The organism is Sutcliffiella sp. FSL R7-0096 (genome assembly GCF_038595065.1).
Lineage (GTDB): Bacteria > Bacillota > Bacilli > Bacillales > Bacillaceae_I > Sutcliffiella_A.
The window spans coordinates 1,855,350-1,870,484 of record NZ_CP152003.1; the positions used below are offsets into that span (position 1 = coordinate 1,855,350).

The window sequence follows — 15,135 nt, forward strand, 5'->3', positions numbered from 1 at the left end:
CCTCTTTTCTTACTAGCTTTGAACTTACCATTTATATAATAAAGCATATTGTAACAAACCATTTGAACCTTGTCCGGAAAGGTGCCTTAAAAAGAGATATTTGATAAAAAGTCCATGCAAAATGTTTAAAAAGTGCATAGTATTCCTAGTCTATGAGCCCTATAATAATAATGAAAATCATTATCAATTACATAGGCTGATTTACAGTCAGAAGAAAGGGAGATAGAAATGAGGAAGAATAAAGGGTTTATTCAATTACTGCTTACTTTCAGTATATTGGCATTAATTTTAGCTGGATGCGGAGCAAACAATACAGGAAGCAATACTGGTCAGAACAGTTCTATTGAGGATGAAGAAGCAAAAACAGAAGAGTCTACAGAATACACGGTTCAACATGCAATGGGGGAAACAACCATTGAAAATACGCCCCAAAAAGTCGTGGTATTGACTAACGAAGGAACAGAAGCTGTATTGGAACTCGGGGTAACACCAGTTGGTGCAGCCAGTCCCGCTGTAGGTACAGAATGGTATGCTCATATTAAAGATGAAATGGAAGGGGTAAAGGAGCTAGGGGAAGAATCTGCACCTAACCTAGAAACTATTGCCAGTCTTCAACCAGACTTAATCATCGGAAATAAAATCCGCCATGAAGAAATCTTTGAACAATTAAAAGCAATTGCACCAACTGTATTCTCTGAAGATTTAGCAGGAGACTGGAAGCAAAACTTTGAGCTATACGCAAAAGCGTTGAACAAAGAGGCAGAAGGTATAGAAGCAATGAAAAATTATGATGAGAATGTGGATGAAGTTAAAGGGAAGTTAGCTGAAAAATTGGATATGGAAGTTTCTGTTGTTCGCTTCTTGCCAACGACTGTTCGTATTTACCAGAAAGATACATTTGCTGGAACGATTCTTTCTGACTTAGGATTTGCACGTCCAGAAGCACAAGATAAAGATAATTTCATGGAAGTCATTACTGAAGAACAGATGAGCAGCATGGATGGGGACGTAATGTTTTATTTCAACGCAGATTATGATGAGGAAAAAGGCGGAACAAAAATGCAAGAAGCTTGGATGCAACATCCTCTATATGAAAAGCTGAATGTTGCACAAACGGATTCTGCATACAAAGTAGATGAAATCATTTGGAACCTATCTGGCGGAATTAAAGCGGCAAATCTTCTATTAGAAGATATCGTGAAGTATATGGAAGAAAAGGAATAGAAAATAAGGAAGGTTGGCATCTGCTGTCAGCCTTCTTTTTATAAAGCTCATTTCTCAAAGATTGTTGCTATTTTCTCTGGGAAAAAAGTAGGAAATTGGGTTTTTGCTAATTACATATTCTGGATATAGAAAGTGATATACTTCTTAAAACAGAGAAAAAAGCACGACAGTAAATAATATAACGACTAATTTGAGTATACGGAACAGAAACAAAGTTTACGAAAACAGCCATTTATAGAAGGAGGGAGAATATGGACCTTCAAGAACAAGGCTGGACTTGGCAACAGATGGAGACTTTCTTTTATATGTCCAGTCAAGAAAAAACGAATGTTGTCTGGGATTGTCGGATAAGTGAATTGGTGCGTCCTGAAATTCTACATAAACTACTGGATATATATGGAGAGGGGATCAACGCAACGACTAAGGACGTTACTGTCATGTATCTTGCAGGCTGGTTTGGATATTTATGTGGGGGTATGCATTTTTTATCCTCCGTTGGATGGAAGGTGACTCCCGAAAACATTCAGTTGCAACTTTATAAAAACAAGCGTGGTACGATGCTGATCTCATTTGTCATTCATCCTGAAAACTTAGTCAGCCAAGGGGATAGAGAGTGGTTGGTGGAGGTTTATGAAGAAATCTTGAAGCCTTCACACAAGCATATGCAAGCTATGTCAACTAACAACAATCTTCTACATATGTGGTACCAAGCCACCCATAGTCTCTATTGGATCTCAGATCGCATGAAACATTCCAGTCTTCCTGAACGGTATGTGATTCAATACGAAAAAAATTTGGAAATGTTTAAAAAAGTAACTCCCTCTTCTTGCATGGGAGTGATGACAGAAAAACATCCTTATGCAAAAGAATTAATATTTATCGATAACCCTTGGAACTTAAACGATCCAATGCCTATAAAGCCTTCTTGCTGCCTTGCTTATCAAACGGAGGGGGGACACTTATGTTACACCTGTCCGAGAATGAAGAAATCAGAACGTCAGGAGAAATTCAATAAAGTTATAGCACAGCATTCGACAACGACGTAAGGTTGTTGAATGCTTTTTTACATTTGGTACAGAAAATTCATCGTGACATTTTAAAACAACCTGTTGTACAATAATTCACAATATTCATTTTTCACTAAAAGAAAGGAGCGGTAAGATTGGCGAGAGCATTACAGACAAGAGTGACAACTGAAGAAGTGGAGCATGCTTACCAGGTGCTGAAGGATGTAGTTGTCAGAACCCCGCTTCAGTTGGATACCATTCTATCGGAGCGATATAACTGTAAAGTGTACCTTAAACGGGAAGATCAACAAATGGTGAGATCTTTTAAAATTAGGGGAGCGTACTTTTCGGTCCATAGTTTAACAGCGGAACAACGAGCAAAAGGTGTGGTATGTGCCAGTGCAGGCAACCATGCACAAGGAGTTGCCTATGCGTGCAAAAGGCTCGGCATAAAAGGGAAGATCTTTATGCCAACCACTACCCCAAGACAGAAAGTCTCACGGGTAGAGTTTTTTGGTGGCGAGTTTACAGAAGTCGTCCTTACAGGCGACACGTATGATGATTCCTATCAACAAGCGATGAAGGTGTGTGAAAAAGAAGGGATGAAGTTTATCCACCCCTTTGATGATCGGTTGACCATCACCGGCCAGGCAACAGTAGGCTTGGAAATTTCTGAGCAATTGCAGGAGGAATGCTCACATGTGTTTATGAGTATTGGCGGAGGAGGACTGATCTCAGGTGTAGGATCCTATCTGAAAGAGAAGCGTCCCGATACAAAATTGATTGGTGTGGAACCATTTGGTGCTCCAGGTATGAAGCAATCATTGGCTCAAAATGAAGTGGTGCGATTGAATGAGATTGATAGCTTTGTAGATGGAGCAGCTGTCAAGCAGGTGGGACAACTGCCATTTGAAATGACAAAAGATCTCGCCGATGATGTGGTATTGGTACCAGAAGGGAAAGTGTGCACTACCATTCTTAATTTATACAACGAAAACGCCATTATTGCCGAGCCGGCTGGAGCATTGTCCATTGCTGCACTGGATTTTTACAAGGATGAGATTAGAGGAAAGACGGTAGTCTGTATAGTGAGTGGAGGAAACAATGATTTAGACCGCATGCAGGAAATGAAAGAAAGGTCCCTGATCTATGAAGGGCTTAAGCACTATTTTATTGTCAACTTCCCTCAGCGTGCAGGGGCATTGCGGGAATTTATGGAGGATGTCTTGGGAGAAACAGATGATATCACACGTTTTGAGTACACCAAGAAGAATAACCGAGACAAGGGTCCGGTGTTGGTTGGAGTCGAATTACGAAAGCCTGACGATTATTTTGCCATTATTGAACGAATGGCAAAGAAAGGTTTCACCTATATCGAAATCAATAAAGATAAACAGTTATTTAATTTATTGATATAATGATAGATTGTCTGGAAAAAGAGCGGGGTAACCCGTTCTTTTTTTATGTTTGGAGAGAAAAAAAGAAGGGTATGTAAAAAAATTTAACAAACATTTGTAAGCGTTTTCTTTGTTATCACATCAAAAATGAAAGCGTTTTTATATTGTCTGTAAAATTAGAATTATCTGAAATTAGGTGTTGACGGCCTGTATAGACGGTATTAAAATAACATCAACTCAAAGAAACATTGATAAATGAAATAACATTTCTCTTATCAGAAGGGTGTCTAGGGTTCCGGTGATTTCAGGAAAGTAAAGTGGTAGTGCAAGAAAGAATATTCCTTTCTATATCAACCAATTTTCCTATCATGTCTGGTCCGAGCGATACCAGCACGATCTTGACAGATGGTGTACACCGCGAGGAAAAAAGCCTCTACGGATAGGTTCTGATGAACGCTTGACGTTTATTCAACCTGGCCAAGGGGCCACTTTTAAACTGTTATATGTCAGAATATTCAAAAAATAAAAAGTGGAAAGAGGAGATTAGTTATGTGTAGATACATCTATATGAACGGGCAGCTAGTAGAAAAAGAGAAGGCAGTTGTATCTGTATATGATCATGGGTTCCTATATGGCGATGGCGTTTTTGAAGGAATCCGAATGTACAACGGAAATGTATTCCGTCTTCGCGAACATCTTGAAAGATTATATGATTCTGCAAGATCTGTCTTATTGGACGTCCCCTATACGATGTCTGAACTAGAGGATATTATCGTCGAGACTCTCAGAAAGAACCAATTGCATGATACGGCCTATATTCGATTGGTCCTATCAAGAGGAGTCGGCGATCTCGGTTTAGATCCCACAAAATGTAAAACTCCAAACCTGATTGTCATTGCTGAGCAACTGGCACTCTTCCCAAAAGAATTGTATGACGTAGGGATTACGATGGTGACGGTTCCTACTCGCAGGAACCGCCCGGATATCCTAAGTCCGAAAGTAAAATCACTCAACTATTTGAACAACATCATGGTAAAAGCAGAAGCCAATATGGCTGGTGCCAATGAGGCACTTACGTTAAACACAGAAGGTTATGTAGCAGAGGGATCAGGACAGAACATTTTTATCCTAAAGGGCAACAAACTATTAACTCCGCCAAGCTATGTTGGGGCATTGGAAGGCATCACGCGAAATGCCATCATCGACCTTGCAAATGAAATGGGTTATGACGTACGAGAAGAACCATTTACAAGGCACGATGTATATGTAGCAGATGAAGTGTTCTTAACAGGAACCGCAGCCGAGGTTATCCCGGTAATCAGCCTAGACGGCAGAAAAATCGCAGACGGAAAACCAGGAAAAGAAACCCACAAAATCCTAAACCGCTTCCGCCAACTAGTCGTAGAAGACGGTCACAAAGTCTACCCAGAAGAAACCCAAGTAGGCTGGGAAATCAACGGCGGAGTGCTGTTAGGTGAAGCGTTGAATCATTAAAGAGATAAAGGGGGTCTGACCCTCACCACATTAAAGCATTAAAAGGGGTCTGGCACCTTTACCTTTAAGGCCCCTTCCAAAGGAGTGAAGCAACTGATGAGAAGTAATACGATCAAGAGAGGGATTGACAGAGCACCACATAGAAGTTTGTTGCATGCAGCGGGTGTAAAGCCGGAGGATATGGATAAGCCGTTCATCGGTGTCTGTAACTCTTATGTGGATATCATCCCTGGGCATATGCATTTAAATAAATTTGCAGAAGTTGTAAAGGAAGCGATCAGGGAAGCAGGCGGAGTGCCATTTGAATTCAATACGATCGGGGTGGATGATGGGATCGCGATGGGGCACATCGGAATGCGTTACTCCCTTCCAAGCCGGGAACTGATAGCAGATTCTGCAGAAACAGTTATCAACGCTCACTGGTTTGACGGCGTCTTTTACATCCCGAACTGTGACAAGATCACACCAGGCATGCTGATGGCAGCAGCCAGAACCAATGTCCCTGCAGTATTCGTGTCAGGTGGTCCAATGGAAGCCGGGAGAACAAAGGATGGCAAGCCTTTATCACTTGTTTCCGTTTTTGAAGGGGTAGGAAGCGTACTTTCCGGAAAGATGTCCCGAGAAGAACTCCTTGAAATTGAATCTAGCGCTTGCCCGACATGCGGCTCATGCTCCGGAATGTTCACGGCAAACTCCATGAACACACTGATGGAAATGCTGGGAGTGGCCCTGCCTGGTAACGGTACCATGGTGGCAACATCCAATGAACGCCACCAACTGATCAAAGATGCAGCAAAACATCTCATGAGACAAATCGAAGAAGATGTAAGACCAAGAGATATCATCACAAAAGAAGCAATCGACGACGCTTTTGCACTGGATATGGCAATGGGCGGATCGACCAATACCGTTCTACATACACTTGCCATCGCACATGAAGCTGGAATTGAGTACAAATTAGAAGACATTAATAAAATAGCAGAAAGGATACCGTATCTATGCAAAGTAAGTCCAGCATCAGACTACTCCATGGAAGATGTTCATGAGGCGGGGGGAGTAAGTGCCATCATCAAGGAACTTTGCCAAATAGAAGGCGCCATCCATCCTGATAGGCTCACCATCTCTGGTCAATCCATCCAGGAAGTGGTGGAGCATGCCCAAATCGTAAATGATCAGGTAATCAGGAAAAAAGATAATCCATATAGTCCCGTCGGCGGGTTAAGTATCCTGTTTGGAAACCTTGCTCCAAACGGTAGTGTCATAAAGGTTGGAGCGGTAGATCCTTCTATCAAAAATTTTACAGGAGAAGCAATCATCTTTGAATCACAAGATGAGGCACAAGAAGGCATTAATAGTGGTCAAGTCCGAGAAGGACACGTAGTAGTTATCAGGTATGAAGGGCCAAAAGGTGGTCCCGGTATGCCCGAGATGCTAGCACCAACTTCCTCTATTGCAGGTAGGGGATTATCCACGAAAGTTGCACTCATCACGGATGGAAGATTCTCTGGTGCATCAAGGGGTATCTCTATTGGACATATCTCCCCGGAAGCGGCAGAAGGTGGACCAATTGCATTTGTGGAAAACGGAGATATCATCCAAATTGATCTGGAGAAACGCTCCATTCACCTATTGGTTGAGAGCGGGGAATTGGAAGCAAGAAAGCAGAACTGGAAACAACCAGAATCAAAAGTGAAAAGCGGTTACCTTGCAAGATATGCTGCACTGGTGACTTCAGCCAATACAGGTGGAATCTTAAAAGTATAAGTTGAAAAATAAGGAGGTGGAGAACGAATGAGTACAGTTGAAGAGAGCGGAACAAAGGTGGCGCAGAAGCTGCTGACAGGTTCAAGAATGATTGTCGAAGCGTTAAAAGAAGAGAAAGTGGAAGTGATATTCGGCTATCCTGGTGGGGCTGTACTAAACATTTACGATGCACTATATGACGGTGGCATCCCACATCTTTTAACACGACATGAACAAGGTGCAATCCATGCAGCAGAAGGGTACGCAAGGGTTACCGGTAGACCGGGAGTGGTCATTGCCACTTCCGGCCCTGGTGCCACCAACATCGTCACAGGACTTGCGGATGCCATGATAGATTCCCTTCCACTTGTTGTGATTACTGGGCAAGTCAACTCACAGGTACTGGGGTCAGACGCCTTTCAAGAGGCACCGATCCTAGGGATATCGATGCCAATCACCAAACATAATTTTCAAGTCCAGGATGTAAAGGAGCTCCCAAGAATTTTTAAAGAAGCGTTCCATATTGCGTCTACAGGGAGACCAGGGCCGGTATTGATTGACATACCAAAAGACATCACCGCCACTTCAGGTATTTACGACTATTCAAAAGACGTGCATCTGCCTGGATACAAGTTACAGACTGAACCTGATCCACAGGCTGTGAAAAAAGTAGCACAGGCCTTAAAGAAAGCGGAAAAGCCCGTCATTTTAGCTGGCGCAGGCGTTCTCCACAGTAAAGCGACAAATGAGTTAAAAGAACTGGTTGTCAAAACGACAATACCAGTTGCAAATACATTACTTGGCCTTGGCAGTTTTCCAGCAGACCACCCTCTTTTTCTTGGGATGGCGGGCATGCATGGAACGTATACAGCCAATATGGCCCTTTATGAAGCAGACCTGATCATCAATATAGGCGCAAGATTTGATGACAGACTTACAGGAAACCTGCAAGAATTTGCTAAATTCGCCAAGGTGGTTCATTTTGATATCGATCCTTCCGAAATCGGCAAAAATGTCCCAACGGATTATCCGGTAATCGGGGATGCAGCAAAGTCCCTTCAGCTACTTTTAAAGGAGTTGCCTGAAACGGCGAACACCAGTAGTTGGCTGGAACAACTACTGCAATCAAAGGAAGATTATCCATTGTGGTACGTAGAAGATGGAGAAACGTTCAAACCTCAAAAACTAGTAGAACTTATTCATGAACTTACAAAAGGAGAAGCGATTGTCACAACAGACGTAGGGCAGCATCAAATGTGGGCAGCGCAATTCCACGGTTTTCAAAAGCCTGATCGCTGGGTCACGTCAGGTGGCCTTGGAACAATGGGCTTTGGGTTACCGGCAGCAATCGGCGCACAAGTGGCAGAAGGGCAGTCTACCGTTGTAGCTGTCCTTGGGGATGCAGGATTCCAAATGACACTGCAGGAACTGGCGGTACTGAAAGAATATAAACTTCCTGTAAAAATAGTGCTCGTAAACAATCAATCTATGGGAATGGTAAGACAATGGCAGCAGCTCTTTTATAAGGAAAGATACTCAGAATCCTTACTGCCGAACCAGCCAGACTACGTCAAACTGTCCGATGCGTTCGGGATCAAGGCGGCAGTTGTTCAAAATGAAGAAGAGTTCCGCATGGCATTTGCGGAAGCACTTGCTACAGATGAACCCTATCTATTAGATTGCCGGGTGACTCAAAAGGAAAATGTGTATCCAATGATTGCTCCTGGAAAAGGAATTCAACAAATGGAAGGTGTGAAGCCATGAAGCGAACATTATCGCTCCTAGTAAACAATCAGCTTGGGGTATTGAACCGATTGACCAATTTGTTTTTGCGAAAGGGATTAAACATTGAAAGCCTGGCAGTAGCACCTGTCAACGAATCCTGCATTTCCCTCATGACAATCGTCGTTAACGTGGTCGAGGAGCAAGAAGTGGAGAAAATAAAGCTTCAACTAGACAAACAGATCGATGTCATCCAAATCACCGACATATCCGAGCAAATCGCTCTTACGAATTAACCGAATATTTAGTTTTATGTAAAAGATTATCAAGTAGCTTCGAAATAACCCTGTTGCTTGTAGTGCAAGGTGTGAGGCTCCGTCGGGAGGTAGCGGTAGGTTGAGACCCCTGAAGCATTGCGAAGAGGCTCAAGCACCGCCCCGAGGATAGCGATCATCTGGAACGAAAAGCTACAGAAGTTGACAGGAATAACAAACTGTCTGCAGATAAAACTTATATTTTTCCAAGGAGGAATTTCAAATGGCAGCAAACATGTATTATAACGACGACATCTCCCAAGCAGCATTAAACGGCAAAAAGGTAGCAGTAGTAGGATACGGATCACAAGGTCATGCCCACGCACAAAACTTACGTGACAGTGGCGTAGAAGTAGTAGTAGGTGTTCGACCCGGCGGCTCATGGGAAAAAGCAAAAGAAGACGGATTCCAAGTATACTCTGTGGGAGAAGCAGTAGCCCAAGCAGACGTTGTAATGGTTTTACTCCCAGACGAAAGGCAACCGGAAGTATACAAACAAGAAATCGAACCACATCTAACAGAAGGAAAAGCATTGGCATTTGCCCATGGCTTCAATGTCCATTTCCATCAAGTGGTCCCTCCGAAAGATGTGGATGTATTCCTAGTCGCACCAAAAGGACCTGGCCATTTAGTAAGACGTGTATATGAAGAAGGCGGGGGTGTACCTGCACTCTTTGCAGTCCATCAAAACGCATCTGGAGAGGCAAAAGAGGTCGCATTGGCCTACAGTAAAGCAGTCGGTGCCGGAAGAGCAGCCGTTATGGAAACAACTTTTAAAGAAGAAACAGAAACAGATCTATTCGGAGAACAAGCAGTACTTTGCGGTGGAACAACGGCCCTTGTAAAAGCTGGGTTTGAAACATTGGTGGAAGCAGGCTACCAACCGGAAGTTGCCTACTTTGAGTGTTTGCATGAACTAAAACTAATTGTAGATCTTTTATATGAAAATGGATTAGAAGGAATGCGCTACTCCATCTCTGATACAGCACAGTGGGGCGATTTTACGGCCGGACCGAGAGTAGTTAATGATGGAACAAAGGAGGAAATGAGAAAAATCCTTTCGGAAATCCAGTCCGGACAATTCGCTAAAGGATGGGTGCTTGAAAATCAGGCAAATCGCCCAATGTTCCACTCTATCAATGAACAAGAAAAACATCACCCACTCGAAGTGGTAGGAAGGGAGCTCCGCGCAAAAATGCCATTCATCCAATCGAAGAAGAAAGGAGTCGTTGGCAGTGCGAAAGGTTGACATATTTGATACTACATTACGAGACGGTGAACAGTCGGCCGGAGTGAACCTTCATCCCCATGAAAAATTAGAAATAGCCATTCAATTAGAAAAGTTTGGAGTGGACGTCATGGAGGCAGGGTTTCCTGCTTCCTCCTACGGGGACTTCCAAGCAGTCCAGCAAATTGCCAGGACCATAAAAAAGTCAAGAGTGGTTGGTCTTGCACGATCAGTCAAATCAGATATCGATGCTGTCTATGAAGCGGTGAAGGATGCTGAAAAGAACGGCGTCCACGTATTCTTGGCAACCTCCCCCATTCATATGGAATACAAATTGAAGAAAAAACCGAAAGAGGTAGTGGAGGCAGCAATTCAGGCAGTTGAATACGCAAAACGATATTTTGATCATGTTCAATGGTCTGCAGAGGACGCAACAAGAAGTGAATGGCCATTTTTGGCACATATCATTGAAAAGGTAATTGATGCAGGTGCCAATGTCATCAACCTTCCTGACACCGTGGGATACACAACTCCACTGGAATATGCTCAATTGATCACATATATTCGCGAACATGTGCCGAATATCCATAAAGTAAAACTCTCTGCCCATTGCCATGATGATCTCGGAATGGCCGTATCCAATTCCTTGGCAGCCATCCAAAGCGGTGTCGATCAGATTGAAGGAACCATCAATGGAATCGGGGAACGCGCTGGGAATGCATCTTTGGAAGAAATCATCGTTGCCCTTCAAATAAGAAAAGACGTGTACGAGGTGGAAACAAATATTGATCTTAAGCAAACGGTCAGAACAAGCAATCTTGTCAGTAAACTGACCGGTATGATTGTTCCACAAAATAAAGCGGTCGTAGGAGCTAACGCCTTTGCCCATGAATCAGGAATCCACCAGGATGGGGTACTGAAAAACAAGAGTACCTATGAAGTAATCAACCCAGAGATGGTCGGGCTTCATTCGAATAAAATGGTCCTTGGCAAGCATTCCGGCAGTCATGCCTTTAAACAGAGATGCGAGGAACTTGGGTTGTTTTTAAACGAAGAGGAAGGAAAAAAGCTGTTTAAATCGTTCAAAGATCTTACGGTGAAGAAGAAAGAAGTAACCGAGGACGATATTTTTGCATTGATGATGGATTCATCCGTTAAAGGACTTTTTCCTCATTACCGAATGGAGACCTTACAAATCTCTTATGGCTCCAATATAATTCCGACGACAACCATTGCCATTAAAACAGAAGACGGTGAAGTACTCCAAGAATCTGCTACAGGAAAAGGAAGCGTGGAATCTGTTTACAATACAATCTCCAGAATTCTACAAAAAGAAATATCGCTGCTTGACTATCGCATTCAATCTACCACAAACGGAAGTGATGCGCTTGCTGAGGTATATGTGAAGATAAGTTGTGATGGAGATGTTTCAAGCGGAAGAGGAATCGAACATGACGTATTGGAAGCTTCAGCGAAAGCATATCTGGATGCAGTCAATCGCCTATCCATAAAAGAGAAATTTGCAAGATACTCAGCAAAAGGGGTGGAGGTAGGATGAGTCAATTTACCATCAGTGTCCTGCCTGGTGACGGAATCGGCCCTGAAGTGGTAAGGGAAGCGATACTTGTACTAGAGCAGGTGGCCAAGAATTTTCAACATACATTCACTTTTAACTACGGCAAGATCGGAGGAGTTGCTGTCGATGAGACAGGAACTCCTCTTCCACAAGAAACGGTGGATGTATGTAAAAACAGTCATGCGATCCTTTTAGGAGCGGTAGGCGGACCTAAATGGGATGAAGAATCACCTGAAAGAAGGCCAGAAGCTGGATTGCTTGGAATCCGTAAAGCTTTAAAGCTATATGCCAATCTCCGCCCTGTCACCCTATTTGAATCCCTTATCCATGCTTCCCCTTTGAAAAGAGAGGTAGTTTTAGATACAGATGTGTTGATAGTCAGGGAACTGACAGGTGGTATCTATTTTGGTGCACCTCGTGAAAGAAGACAAGGGGAAGACGGTTTAGAAGTGGTGGACACCCTCCTATATACAGAGAAAGAGATGGAACGCATTATTCGCAAAGGATTTGAAGTAGCACAAGGCCGCAAGAAAAAACTTACTTCTGTCGATAAGGCAAATGTGTTGGAAAGCAGCAGGCTTTGGAGGGAAACCGCAAACCGGATTGCAAAGGAATATCCTGATGTCCAATTAGATCACATGTTAGTAGATAATGCGGCTATGCAGTTGGTCAGAAACCCTAGGCAATTTGACGTCATCGTGACAGAAAACATGTTTGGCGACATATTAAGCGATGAAGCTTCCATGCTAACGGGCTCCCTTGGTATGTTGCCTTCCGCAAGTCTTGGCGTAGACGGCCCAGGCCTGTATGAACCAATTCATGGTTCCGCACCGGACATAGCCGGCAAAAATGTCGCCAACCCATTGGCTACCATCCTTTCAGCAGCTATGCTTCTAAGGCATTCCTTAGGCTTAGCGGAAGAAGCGGCCGCTGTTGAAAAAGCAGTAGACCTAGCATTAGAAGAAGGCTACCGCACCCAAGACATCGGCTCAGAATGGGAACGTCTCCTCGGCACTACCCAAATGGGAGAAGCAGTAAGGAGTTATTTAAAGGCGCCAATAAAGAATTAGTTGATTTTTCGATTGGAGACGGAGCCTATCATGTTTAATCGTGACATCCCTGTAGATTGAAGTGCAAGGTGTGAGACTCCGGAGGGAGTTAGCGGTAGACTTGAGACCCCGCAACGAAGTGAGGAGGCTCAAGCACCGCCCCTCGGAAAGCGAACACCTGGAACGGAAATCTACAGGAGTTAAACAGAAAACAATTCAAATTTTTTTAATAGTCAAGATGGATAAAAAAAAACGGAAGGTGAGTGACATGCAGCCAAGAACACTATTTGAGAAAATCTGGGATCGTCATACAGTAGTAAAAGAAGAGAACAAACCAAGCCTGTTGTACATTGACCTCCACTTGGTCCACGAAGTCACCTCTCCTCAAGCATTCGAGGGACTGCGTCTTTCAGGAAGAAAAGTAAGACAACCAGACTTTACGTTTGCAACCATGGACCATAATGTCCCAACCATCAATCCGTTCCATGTTACAGACGAAATCGCTTCCAAACAAATGACGACACTTGAAGCAAACTGCAAGGAGTTTGGAATAAGACTGGCAGACCTCCACAGTGAAGAACAAGGAATTGTCCATGTTATTGGACCTGAGCTGGGCTTGACTTTACCAGGAAAAACCATTGTTTGTGGTGATAGCCATACCTCCACGCATGGAGCGTTTGGTGCACTGGCTTTCGGTATTGGTACAAGTGAAGTGGAGCATGTACTTGCAACCCAATGCTTGTGGCAATCAAAACCTAAGACATTAAAGGTTGATTTTACTGGTCTCAGGCCACTAGGAGTCTCTGCCAAAGATCTCATATTGGCTGTGATCGCAAAATATGGAACTGATTTCGGCACAGGATATGTGCTTGAATTTACCGGTAAAGTTATTGAAGAGATGTCCATGGAGGAACGCATGACCATCTGTAATATGGCCATTGAAGCTGGTGCCCGTGCAGGACTTGTTGCGCCGGATGAAACGACTTTTTCCTATTTAAAAGGAAGAAAATATGCACCTGTCGGAGAAGAACGGGACAAGGCGGAAGTGGATTGGTACTCGCTTCGTTCAGATGAGGGTGCGGTTTATGATAAAGAAATCCAATTCGACATTACCAATCTCGAACCGCAAGTAACATGGGGAACGAATCCATCGATGGGCACAAGTATAAGTGGTAGGGTACCAGACCCTGCAACCATTGAAAATGAAGGGGAAAGAAAATCTGTGGCCCAAGCAATCGACTACATGGGTCTGACCCCTGGTATGAAAATTTCAGAAATTGTCATAGATTATGTGTTCATCGGTTCCTGTACCAATTCACGTATTGAAGATTTACGTAAAGCAGCAGAAGTGGTAAAAGGAAGATCCGTTTCATCGCAAGTTACCGCTCTTGTCGTACCAGGTTCCAAACAAGTGAAAAAACAGGCGGAAGAAGAAGGCCTTCATGAAGTATTTTTAGAGGCGGGATTTGAATGGAGAGAGGCCGGCTGTAGCATGTGTCTCAGTATGAACCCAGATGTTGTCCCTCCAGGGAAGAGATGTGCTTCCACCTCCAACCGGAACTTTGAAGGCAGACAAGGCAGAGGGGCAAGGACACATCTTGTCAGTCCTGCGATGGCCGCCGCAGCTGCAGTTAGTGGCCGATTTGTCAATGTGAATGAATGGCGATATGAAAAAGAGGAGGTAGTCTAATGGAAGCACTCATCCATCATATCGGAAAAGTAATACCTTTAGATAAGGCCAACGTCGATACTGACCAAATAATTCCGAAACAATTTTTGAAGAGAATCGAAAGGACAGGGTTTGGTCAATTTCTTTTTTATGATTGGCGTTTTGAAACAAATGGAGAAAATAATGATTCCTTTGTCATGAATGACCCGAAATTCGAAGATGCCTCCATTCTCCTCGCACGAAAGAATTTTGGCTGTGGCTCTTCCAGGGAACACGCACCCTGGGCACTAAAGGATTACGGAATCAAGGTAGTCATTGCACCATCTTTTGCAGATATCTTTTATAACAACTGTTTTAAAAACGGGATTCTTCCGGTTGTGTTAAAAGAAGAAGTAGTGGAGGAACTTTTTCAAAAGGCCTCTTACGAACCTATAAAGATGGAAGTCGATCTAGAGCTCCAAGAGATTAGTTTAGGAAATGAATGGAAGTGCCATTTTGAAACGGATGAATATCGGAAGCAAATGCTCTTGAAAGGTCTGGATGATATCGGATTGACTGAAATGTACATGGAACAGATCAATGAATATGAACAAAATAGAAAAGTATATTGATGTGTGTAAAGACCATCGTCCTGTGAAAGGGAGATGGTTTTTTTTTCGCTTGTTGGAACTAATTGAAATAAAATGCTAACGTCAAGTAAGTATATTGCATT

General features: G+C 43.3%; 12 protein-coding genes. All 12 read left to right on the forward strand.

The window, feature by feature from the left end; translation table 11 throughout:
* The first annotated feature begins 228 nt into the window (after positions 1 to 228).
* Positions 229 to 1,224 (forward strand): iron-siderophore ABC transporter substrate-binding protein, encoded by a 996-nt coding sequence (locus MKY77_RS09425; protein ID WP_339145584.1) that lies wholly within the window; start codon positions 229 to 231, stop codon positions 1,222 to 1,224.
* Positions 1,225 to 1,475: 251 nt separating this feature from the next.
* Entirely contained in the window at positions 1,476 to 2,270 is a 795-nt protein-coding gene (locus MKY77_RS09430; RefSeq protein WP_339145585.1) for a (2Fe-2S)-binding protein, read from the forward strand.
* A gap of 116 nt (positions 2,271 to 2,386) precedes the next feature.
* A complete protein-coding gene (ilvA, locus tag MKY77_RS09435; RefSeq protein ID WP_339145586.1) occupies positions 2,387 to 3,649 on the forward strand; it encodes a threonine ammonia-lyase IlvA in 1,263 nt (420 codons plus the stop codon).
* Positions 3,650 to 4,177: 528 nt separating this feature from the next.
* Entirely contained in the window at positions 4,178 to 5,122 is a 945-nt protein-coding gene (gene ilvE, locus MKY77_RS09440) for a branched-chain-amino-acid transaminase (protein ID WP_339145587.1), read from the forward strand.
* Between the two features lie 96 nt (positions 5,123 to 5,218).
* Entirely contained in the window at positions 5,219 to 6,886 is a 1,668-nt protein-coding gene (gene ilvD, locus MKY77_RS09445) for a dihydroxy-acid dehydratase (RefSeq protein WP_339145588.1), read from the forward strand.
* Between the two features lie 27 nt (positions 6,887 to 6,913).
* Positions 6,914 to 8,629 (forward strand): biosynthetic-type acetolactate synthase large subunit, encoded by a 1,716-nt coding sequence (gene ilvB / locus MKY77_RS09450; RefSeq protein WP_339145589.1) that lies wholly within the window; start codon positions 6,914 to 6,916, stop codon positions 8,627 to 8,629.
* The gene (gene ilvN / locus MKY77_RS09455) at positions 8,626 to 8,883 is read left to right on the forward strand and encodes an acetolactate synthase small subunit (RefSeq protein WP_339145590.1); all 258 of its coding nucleotides are present in this window, start codon (positions 8,626 to 8,628) and stop codon (positions 8,881 to 8,883) included. The genes ilvB and ilvN overlap by 4 nt, the downstream gene beginning before the upstream one ends.
* A gap of 241 nt (positions 8,884 to 9,124) precedes the next feature.
* Positions 9,125 to 10,150 (forward strand): ketol-acid reductoisomerase, encoded by a 1,026-nt coding sequence (ilvC, locus tag MKY77_RS09460; protein WP_339145591.1) that lies wholly within the window; start codon positions 9,125 to 9,127, stop codon positions 10,148 to 10,150.
* Entirely contained in the window at positions 10,137 to 11,687 is a 1,551-nt protein-coding gene (locus tag MKY77_RS09465; RefSeq protein WP_339145592.1) for a 2-isopropylmalate synthase, read from the forward strand. Before ilvC ends, MKY77_RS09465 begins: the two co-directional genes overlap by 14 nt.
* Positions 11,684 to 12,775 (forward strand): 3-isopropylmalate dehydrogenase, encoded by a 1,092-nt coding sequence (leuB, locus tag MKY77_RS09470; RefSeq protein WP_339145593.1) that lies wholly within the window; start codon positions 11,684 to 11,686, stop codon positions 12,773 to 12,775. The genes MKY77_RS09465 and leuB overlap by 4 nt, the downstream gene beginning before the upstream one ends.
* Positions 12,776 to 13,022: 247 nt before the next feature.
* Complete coding sequence (leuC, locus tag MKY77_RS09475; RefSeq protein WP_339145594.1) at positions 13,023 to 14,444, forward strand: 3-isopropylmalate dehydratase large subunit; 1,422 nt, start codon at positions 13,023 to 13,025, stop codon at positions 14,442 to 14,444.
* Positions 14,444 to 15,034, forward strand: coding sequence for a 3-isopropylmalate dehydratase small subunit (gene leuD, locus MKY77_RS09480; protein ID WP_339145595.1), 591 nt, complete (start codon positions 14,444 to 14,446; stop codon positions 15,032 to 15,034). The genes leuC and leuD overlap by 1 nt, the downstream gene beginning before the upstream one ends.
* The last annotated feature ends 101 nt before the right edge of the window (positions 15,035 to 15,135 follow it).